Raw genomic sequence first — 8,646 nt, forward strand, 5'->3', positions numbered from 1 at the left:
GAGCTATGACAAGCATGACATAAGATACCTATCGGCCAGCGAAATGGCAGAGTTGCGTGTGACCAATGTCGCAGCGAACCAATCGCCCGTAGATACATCGCAGGTGTCGACGAGGCCAGATCCTGCGCCTGCGCCCGTGCCCGCACCCGACGCAAGGCAACAGGCGGAGAGCGCTGCGGTCGCCTTCGTCAAGGATCTGATCGAGCATCATGGCGACAACGACGATTTCGCTCTTGCTCAAGTTCAGGCGTCCTACGCTCGCACGGTCGACTATTATGGCAAGTTGACGAACCTGAGTTCGATCATTCAGGACAAGAGGAACTATTACCAGCGATGGCCCGAACGGATATATAACGTCCGCAATGACAGCATTGTGGTCACCTGTGCAAACGATCGCTGCATGGTTTCTGGCGTCTATGACTGGGTTGTGCGCAGCCCCTCGACACACAAGCAGGAAAAAGGCGTAGCAGACTTTAGCTACACAATATCGATTGGTCCCTATCCCAAAATCATCGCCGAGACGAGTAAGGTCCGGAGTTGAGCAGCAGCGTTCTCCATCCCTGAGTCAGTGAACTTTCTTGCGAAAAAATCTGTTTGGCTATTTCGTATAGTGGCACACGCCCCCTCCCGGTGGGGTACCACAGTTGATACAAAAATGAGTCCAATCCGGTGCCGCGCTGCCGCAACGCAACTGCATCTCGCATGTGGTGTCCAGCGACGATTGTTCAATTGACTGTGTGCCGTCAATTGATCCGGCCGTCGCCGCTGCGTTCGCCGTTCCGGCAGCGATCGCCGGATACCGCGCCGTGTTCGGGCTATCTCAGATCGGCGTGACCTCACTCCTCTGACGCGTTCCGAAGCCTTGGCAAAGGAGGACCGGTGCAGGTTCCAACGCCATCCGTCGACAGGCACACAACCGATGGCCGCGACCGTCCTGGCATCAGTGCCTAAGCCTCGAACGCTCTCACTGTGAACCATGCGGCCAGGTTCGCCAGTTCAGGCCCCAGCACGCGATCGTCGCCGACAGGCGGCACGATGGCTCTGATGTCATCGACAAATGGCTGCAGCGCCGGCGGCGGCGCGCGTTCGGTCACGTGCAGCGCCTGCGAGGCCATCATCGCCAGCATCGCCATTGCCGCATCGACGCAGCGGCCCGCGGTCGCCTCCTTGGTCCATGCGAAGAACGCCGTGGTGGCGACGTCGTCCTGTCCGGCACCGGCCGATTCCGTTCCCGGAATGAAGGTGCGTTGAGCGGCGAGCTTGGCCTGCTCGAGATAGCCGGTGATCGCCATAGGCACATAGCCGACACTGCCGTGGCCATCGCTGTCGGCCCAATGCCGCCCGGTCATCAAAAGATCGGGCAGCAGCGACACCTTGCCGTTCAAAAGCTTGGAGGCATGACGGTCGCAGAGCAGGCAGATGTCGGCCCATATCGCCGCCAGATCGTCCAGCGCCGGTGTCGCCATGGCATTGTGATAGCCGCCGGTGCTGATGCAGCGGCCGAGCGGATGTGCGTCGTCCGGCGGGATGTAGACCGGATTGTCGGATATCGCGGCCAGCGAGACGGTAGCCGCCCGCTCGGCAGACGACAGCGCACGATGCGCCTGGCCGAGAACGCGCGGCACGATGCGATAGCTGACCGGCGCCTGATAATTGCGCCGGCCGTCTCCGGCGCCGACCAGAAATTCCCGCAACCCCTGGAGGGCCGCGGCTTCATGGTCGTCACCCCAGAGCGTGTCGAGCGCGACGTCGTAGTGCTCGAGCGGGGCGCGAAACGCTTCGATCGACAGTGCGAACACCTTGTGCGCCATGCGGATGCGGCGGCGAGCGGCGAGCGCCGCATCGGCCACCAGCGCGGCGGCGCAGGGCGAGCCGTTGATCAGCGAGCCCCGCTCCTTGACCTCGAGGTCGAAGCGCGCCGAAAGCTCTGCAAACAGCGGGTAGAGCGCCAGGATCTCGCCGGCGCCGCCCTGGCCGGAGGCCGGTACCGTTGGCATCGGGCCACCGTCGAGCATCGCGGCGACGGCGAGCGCGATGCGTGGCGTGGTGGCTGCGTTGCCCTCGATGAAGTTGGTCAGGCGGGCAAGCGCGATCGCCCGGACCACCCGATCGGGCAAAGGATCGCCGAACGAGGTGGCGGCGGCGAACGCCTTGATGCGCGCATGGCGATCCCGCTCGTCAAGTTCGAGCTTGCGGCTCGCCAACTCCCCCATGGCGGTGGTTACGCCATAGATGACCGGCGGCGGATCGGATTCGATAAGCCTGAGGAACGAGGCTCGGCATTCGGCGATGCGCTGCAACGCCTTCTCGCCGATCTCCACCGTCTCTTTCTTCCAGGCGACACGAAAAACCGTGTCGAGGTTGATGTCTTCACGCGTCGACAGGGTGATTGGCATGCTTCTTACCGTCCAAGTAGGAGACCGCCGAGGGCGTCCGTCGACCGTCCCGATCGACATCATTGGTTTAGTAGAGGGGTTCCTCGAACAGTATCTTGTCGCCGTCCACCAGCGCCTTGATCTGCGCGGTGCCGTCGCCGGCCAGCGCGAGGCGGATGCCGAACGGGCGCACCCGCATGTCGTTCTGGATCGCCGTCCCCTCGCCTTCCGGCAGATAGAAGCGCTCGATGCCGTAATCCGGGGCGATGGTCATGCCTTCGCTGCGAAGATCCCAGCCCTCGGCGACGTGGCCTGATATGTCGGCCTCGTCGGCAGCGGCCGGCGTCGGCGCCTTGCCGAACCAGGCAGTGGTGGGCTGCCAATAGCCGTCGGCACCCTTCTTCAGGCGGACGACGATCGGCRTGTCGTCACTCGAAAATTTGTCGGCCGGGATGTTGGCGATCATTTTCACCGGTATGCGCGATATCGGATAGCCAAGGATAATGTAGTCGCCGCGCAGAAGATCGCGCGGATCGACGGGTTCGATCTTCAGAAGCACTTCCTTGCCGTTGCGCAGGATCGCCGCCCGGCCGGCGATGATCCAGCTCAAAAATCCGATCTGGACGAGCGCCAGCACCAGCGCCGAGATGATCAGCCTCTTTCCGGTCATCATGCCGTGGCTCCCTTGGCGGCTGGGCCCTTCATGCGTTTTTCGATGCGGATGATGACGAGCGCGAGGATGCCGAGCAGCACTGCGGCGGCCAGGAAGAAGCCGGCCGTATCGAGCATCGATTGCAGCATCACAACATAGATGATGGCGATTTCAAAGGCGAAGCCGGCATAGGCAAGCCAGCGCAATCCGCGGCTTTCTCGCCCCGCCAGCACGATTGCAGCGACGATGCCGGCCAACGCAATCACCGAAGCGATGGCGAATCCGCTGTTGTAGGTGCTTTCATCAGCCAGTTCGAACTGGACCATCGCCAGGCCGGTGAGAAAGCCGAGCAAAGCGTGCAAGGGCAAACGGCCGCCGAGCTGGACGATGCTGTCGACCGGCTCCGGCGCAAAGACTGATGCCGCGAACAGCAGCGCCGAGACGATGACCAGGGGGATCGCCACCTGCAGCGTGGCGTGGTCCATACCAAACAGGACGAGGTAGAACAGCAGCGACAGGATGATCAGGTGCCGCGCCGGCTGGCTGCGGGTCCAGAACGAGACGGCAAACAGCACGATCGCCATGACCACGAAGAGATGCGGAAAATCGCTGCGGCTGTAATAGTCGAAGCCTTTCAGGAACAGCCAGGCATCGGCGATGCCGACCGCAGCGACGGTCAGCGGGTTCGAACGCAGCGCGACCGCCGCCAGTGCCGTGCCCGCGCCCCAGGTGACCAAGGCCGACGCCTCGTCGCCCGAGAGATGATACATCTGGCCGATCAGCGCCATAGAACCGCCGAAGGCCGCCGCGGCCACGATCCACAGCGCCTCGCCGATCGCCGCATGGTCGCGCGTCTTCAACAGCGCGCCGCCGACATAGCCGCCAAGGATGATGGCAAAGAGTGCCGCGACCCGCGCCAGCCTTGGGATCGCATCCCAGTTGGCGGCGACGAAAATCAGGATGGCGGCGCCGAACAGCAAGGCGGCCATCATCGCCAGGATCGAGCCGAAGCTGAGCGATTTGCGCTCGTTTGCCTCGACATCGCGCGTCAGGGAATCGGCGGTCGCGGCGTCGATCAGGCCGGCCTGCCGCCAGCGCGCGATATCCGACCTCAATCGTGACGAATAGCCCGCCATGCCGCTTCTCCCCCAGCTTGGTCTTTTTTTCAGCCGATCCGGTCAAACCGTTGACGCAACGGCATTTTCCGATTCGGGTTTCTTTGTGTCAGGTCCGTGAACGCGCGTTAATGCTGCATTGCACAATTTGCATTGCTGCCATGCAGCCATAGCGCTTTTAAATCGATATAGGCCCGCCTATCTATGCTTCGTACACAAAGACGGAATGATCCGAAAGAAAGACGAAACGAGAAATACCATGAACCTGATCCGCAACTACCGCAACTGGCGCCGCTACAGGGACACCGTGTCCGAGCTGAGCCGCCTGAGCAACCGTGAACTGACCGACCTCGGCATCAGCCGCAGCGACATTCCTTACGTCGCTCGCAAGGCGGTCTAATTTCTTCGGACCGCAAATGGTCCGAACAGTTTTGAAAAGAGAACGACAATGAACCTGATCCGCAACTATCGTAACTGGCGCGTTTATCGCGAGACGGTTACCGAGCTGGGTCGCCTTTCGAACCGTCAGCTGCATGATCTCGGTATCGTCCGCGACGAAATCAAGATTGTAGCCCGCCGGGCGATCTAGCCAGAATTTCGCCAGGGTCGACCTCCTCCCCGACCCTGACGGATCCGGTCAACCTTCACCTCCTCCCGAGGGCTGACCAACAAAACGGCGCCCGCCGCACCTCCTCCCGCGGCGGGCGTTGTTCCCCCGGGCAAAACGAATGCCCCAAAAGGGTTTCGCCCCTTTCAAAATGGCGAAAGAGATTTCGTCAAAGCCGACCTCCTCCCCGGCGATGACGAATACGGTCGGCCTTCACCTCCTCCCGAGGGTCGACCCCAAAAACGACACCCGCCGGACCTCCTCCCCCGGCGGGTGTTGTTGTTTTCAGGGGTTGGTTCCGCCGCAGCCGCTTGCCCTGCGCCACGCGCGGCAATTGCAATCACCGCTCCAAGCGATTATTCCGGCGCTCATGAGCAAAAATCCCATCCACATCATCGGCGGCGGCCTCGCCGGTTCTGAAGCCGCCTGGCAGGCAGCCGAGGCTAGCGTGCCCGTCATCCTGCACGAAATGCGGCCCGTTCGCGGCACCGATGCGCACAAGACCGATGGCCTGGCCGAACTGGTCTGCTCCAATTCCTTCCGCTCCGACGACGCCGAAAACAACGCCGTCGGCCTGCTGCATGCCGAAATGCGGCTGGCCGGCTCGCTGATCATGAGCGCCGGCGACGCCAATCAGGTGCCGGCCGGCGGTGCGCTTGCCGTCGACCGCGACGGTTTCTCCGACGCCGTGACGAAAAAGCTCGAAGGCCATCCGCTGATCACCATCCAGCGCGAGGAAGTGCCGGGCTTGCCGCCGGCGGACTGGGACCAGGCGATCATCGCCACCGGTCCGTTGACCGCGCCTTCGCTTGCCCAATCGATCGCGGAGGCGACCGGCGCCGATGCGCTGGCTTTCTTCGACGCCATCGCGCCGATCGTCCACTTCGACACGATCGACATGGACATTTGCTGGTTCCAGTCGCGCTACGACAAGGTCGGGCCGGGCGGCACCGGCAAGGACTACATCAATTGCCCGATGGACAAGGAGCAATACCTTGCCTTCGTCCAAGCGCTGGTCGACGGCCAGAAGACCGAATTTAAGCAATGGGAAGGCACGCCCTATTTCGAAGGCTGCCTGCCGATCGAGATCATGGCCGAACGCGGCGTCGAGACGCTGCGTTATGGGCCGATGAAGCCGATGGGGCTGACCAACGCGCACAATCCAACGGTCAAGGCCTATGCCGTSGTCCAGCTGCGGCAGGACAATGCCCTGGGCACGCTCTACAACATGGTCGGTTTTCAGACCAAGCTGAAGCATGCCGAGCAGGTGCGCGTGTTTCGCACCATACCGGGCCTGGAAAACGCCGATTTTGCCCGCCTCGGCGGCCTGCACCGCAACACCTACATCAACTCGCCGACCTTGCTCGACGCTTCGCTGCAGCTGAAGTCGCGCCCCGGCCTGCGCTTCGCCGGCCAGATCACCGGCTGCGAGGGCTATGTCGAAAGTGCCGCGATCGGCCTGCTCGCCGGACGCTTCGCCGCTGCCGAAAGACTCGGCCAGGCACCATCCCTGCCCCCGCTCACCACGGCCTTCGGTGCCTTGCTCAACCACATCACCGGCGGCCACATCGTCTCCGAAGACGAACCGGGAAAACGCTCCTTCCAGCCGATGAACGTCAATTTCGGCCTGTTCCCGCCAATGGAAGCACCGAAGTCAGATGGCAAGCGCCTGCGCGGCAAGGACAAGACCGTCGCCAAGCGGCAGGGTATAAGCGCACGTGCGCGCGCCGATTGCAGGCAGTGGCTGGGGCTGGCATCCCAAGCGGAAGCAGCCGAGTAGCCCTGCTCCTCCCTTCAGTGCGGTCGCACATCCGCGACCGTTGGCCGTGGCAAGTTGAGCATCGTGGTTGCTGCCGCGAACACCGCGTCGGCGATGTGGGCATGGCCTTCCGCGGTCGGATGGAACGGACCGCCCAGGCAAACCTCAACCAGATCGAGCAAGGCCCAATCTTGTGGCGGCGGTGGCGTGCCGCTCGCCTTGGACTGCACGAAAAGGCAGATGTCGTTGATGGTGCGGAACCAGCGCTCGCGCGGCGCGTAGGCACGCGTGTCGCGAGAAGCTTTAAAATCGGCATCGCGACGAGCGGAAAAAGGCTCGAATTCCGACCATTTGTCCGGTCGCGGCCCGTCCGCATGGTAATAGGGCAGCATCAGGCTCTCGGCGGCCGTGACGCCGCTCGACAAGCTCTTTTGCGCACAGATCCCATGCTTGGCGAACGCGGCACGCTGGGCATCGACGAAATGCCAGTTTCCTGCGTGGGCGGCGTCGCGCGTCGCCGGGTAAAGCACATTGTTGGCGAAATCGCTGATGGGGCGCAGCGTAGGCACGTCGATCGACAGCACCCCGCCGACGTTGAAGCCTTCAAGCCTTTCACGCGGTGTGGCTTCGCCACAGAGCCTTCCGTCCTGGTTGAATTCGATCTTGGGAAACGCGGTCAGCACAATGTTGGGCATTCCACCGTTGCTGGCGATGGGCAGCGGCGCCAGCGCCTTTCGCAAGGCGGCAAAGCGCGCCGGCAGCTCCTTTGCGCGGATTCGCGCCGTGGCGACATCATGCGCTTTGGCGATCCGAGCGACAGTTCGAATGACTGACGCGCCGAGGGCGTCGGCGCGGAAACTGCTGTTGGCGTTTGCGTATGGAGGCCTTGTCTTGGTCAGCGCTTCCACGATGAGCGGTGTGAAGCCGACATCGTTTCCACCGATGGACACGATCAGCATGTCGATCGTCCGCAGGAACCGCCCCGGTTTGCAGTCGAGGAGTTTGGCGCTGCGCAATGCGCGGCCTCGCTCGTCGGTGAGCGGCGTGTCGAAAGCCACTGTACGGGTTGCATGCGTGCGCAGAAGATCATCGCGGCASAGTTCGATCATCAGCCGATCGATCTGCGGCAAGTCGCGACGCAGTTTGCCGCCCGACGAAAAATAGGAACTGTTGACTGCCTCAACCCCGGCATAGGGAAAAAGCAGCCCTTCCGTCACTTCGGCTCCCGAGCAGGCAAAGCCGAGAAACGTCACCGCACTGTGCTTGGGATCGGCAAGAGCGACCTGCAAGGCGGTGCGCAGATGGTAGCTATAGGCCGAACGATGGCATTTGCGGTCGAGCCAGCCAGCCGGCGCATTCTGATAGCGGACCGGCAACGAATAGGCTGGTACCGATTTGATCGCCTGGGTGTCGGGGTCGTAGACGAAGGAGATGTTGAGAAGTCTCCGTCTTGACAGCGGATCGATCTCGACCGGTGTATCGGGATTGCCTTCGCCCGACGAAAAACTGTCGCCGATACCGGCGATGAGCCGGTCACGAACCCAGATGGAAGGTTGCGAAAGCACCGTGCCGTTCGGCAGGGTCACAGACACATCGACGCCGCGCGCAGCTTCCGGGATATCTGGTTCAAAGGGAATGCGCGCTTCAAAGAGCGCGGCGCAGGGCTGTTCCGCCGTCGCCGAAAGCCGGCCACGCCCGGCAATGAAAATCGGCCGCGCGGCTTGCCATCGGCAGATGCCGGCCGGCGCATCCGTCAAGCTGAAGACAACGGTGTGCCCTTGCGGGCGCACGTAGTCGCTCCGAAGTGCCGTTCCGAAACTGTCGCTGGCGCAGGACGAATGCCACTGTTCTCGGGCGTCCCAGCAGGTGGAGCGGCGACGATTGATAGGGTTCGCCCAGCCGCGTTCGGGCCGGCCCGCGCCCTTGGGATTTGGATAGAGCGTGGCGTCCTGTTTGTACCACTCACGCAGCCAACGCGGATCGTTGAGCAGCCGTTCGAGATCGGAAACAGCCGTAGCCGTTAAGGCGCCGCCATGCGTTGCCATGACCTCGGCCATGGCTTCCCGCTGCATATCGAAATCGGTGGTTTCGGTGAAATACCGGAAAGGATGCTTGACCCGCCAGTCGATGGCTGGCGC

The 8,646-nt window shown here is 62.6% G+C and carries 7 protein-coding genes and 1 pseudogene; 4 read left to right on the plus strand and 4 right to left on the minus strand.

What is annotated here, in order from left to right:
• A pseudogene (locus ACXJ7R_RS18155) lies at positions 1-541 on the plus strand (hypothetical protein); the annotation flags it as partial.
• A gap of 406 nt (positions 542-947) precedes the next feature.
• Here ACXJ7R_RS18155 and ACXJ7R_RS18160 read toward each other — a convergent pair.
• The 3 genes from ACXJ7R_RS18160 to ACXJ7R_RS18170 all read right to left on the minus strand — a co-directional run bounded on the left by ACXJ7R_RS18160 (position 948) and on the right by ACXJ7R_RS18170 (position 4,163).
• Entirely contained in the window at positions 948-2,396 is a 1,449-nt protein-coding gene (locus ACXJ7R_RS18160) for an aromatic amino acid lyase (RefSeq protein WP_457153044.1), read from the minus strand.
• A gap of 67 nt (positions 2,397-2,463) precedes the next feature.
• On the minus strand, positions 2,464-3,048 hold the full coding sequence (locus ACXJ7R_RS18165; RefSeq protein WP_457153045.1) for a GDYXXLXY domain-containing protein: 585 nt from the start codon (positions 3,046-3,048) through the stop codon (positions 2,464-2,466).
• Entirely contained in the window at positions 3,045-4,163 is a 1,119-nt protein-coding gene (locus ACXJ7R_RS18170; protein ID WP_457153046.1) for a DUF2157 domain-containing protein, read from the minus strand. Before ACXJ7R_RS18170 ends, ACXJ7R_RS18165 begins: the two co-directional genes overlap by 4 nt.
• Positions 4,164-4,401: 238 nt before the next feature.
• Here ACXJ7R_RS18170 and ACXJ7R_RS18175 point away from each other — a divergent pair, with 238 nt between their 5' ends.
• From ACXJ7R_RS18175 to trmFO, 3 genes are all read left to right on the plus strand, one after another.
• Positions 4,402-4,542: a DUF1127 domain-containing protein gene (locus ACXJ7R_RS18175; RefSeq protein WP_013531315.1), complete on the plus strand. Its 141-nt coding sequence runs from the start codon at positions 4,402-4,404 to the stop codon at positions 4,540-4,542.
• 48 nt (positions 4,543-4,590) lie between these two features.
• Positions 4,591-4,731 (plus strand): DUF1127 domain-containing protein, encoded by a 141-nt coding sequence (locus tag ACXJ7R_RS18180; RefSeq protein ID WP_013895120.1) that lies wholly within the window; start codon positions 4,591-4,593, stop codon positions 4,729-4,731.
• A gap of 388 nt (positions 4,732-5,119) precedes the next feature.
• The gene (gene trmFO / locus ACXJ7R_RS18185) at positions 5,120-6,529 is read left to right on the plus strand and encodes a methylenetetrahydrofolate--tRNA-(uracil(54)-C(5))-methyltransferase (FADH(2)-oxidizing) TrmFO (protein ID WP_457153047.1); all 1,410 of its coding nucleotides are present in this window, start codon (positions 5,120-5,122) and stop codon (positions 6,527-6,529) included.
• Between the two features lie 14 nt (positions 6,530-6,543).
• Here trmFO and ACXJ7R_RS18190 read toward each other — a convergent pair.
• The coding region (locus ACXJ7R_RS18190) for a hypothetical protein (RefSeq protein ID WP_457153048.1) at positions 6,544-8,646 on the minus strand (2,103 nt) is incomplete at its 5' end.

Source organism: Mesorhizobium sp. P5_C1 (genome assembly GCF_054049815.1).

Coding starts and splice junctions, on each gene's coding strand:
- ACXJ7R_RS18180 (WP_013895120.1), top strand. CDS start 4,591: ATGAACCTGATCCGCAACTATCGTAACTGGCGCGTTTATCGCGAGACG.
- ACXJ7R_RS18175 (WP_013531315.1), top strand. CDS start 4,402: ATGAACCTGATCCGCAACTACCGCAACTGGCGCCGCTACAGGGACACC.
- ACXJ7R_RS18160 (WP_457153044.1), bottom strand. CDS start 2,396: ATGCCAATCACCCTGTCGACGCGTGAAGACATCAACCTCGACACGGTT.
- ACXJ7R_RS18170 (WP_457153046.1), bottom strand. CDS start 4,163: ATGGCGGGCTATTCGTCACGATTGAGGTCGGATATCGCGCGCTGGCGG.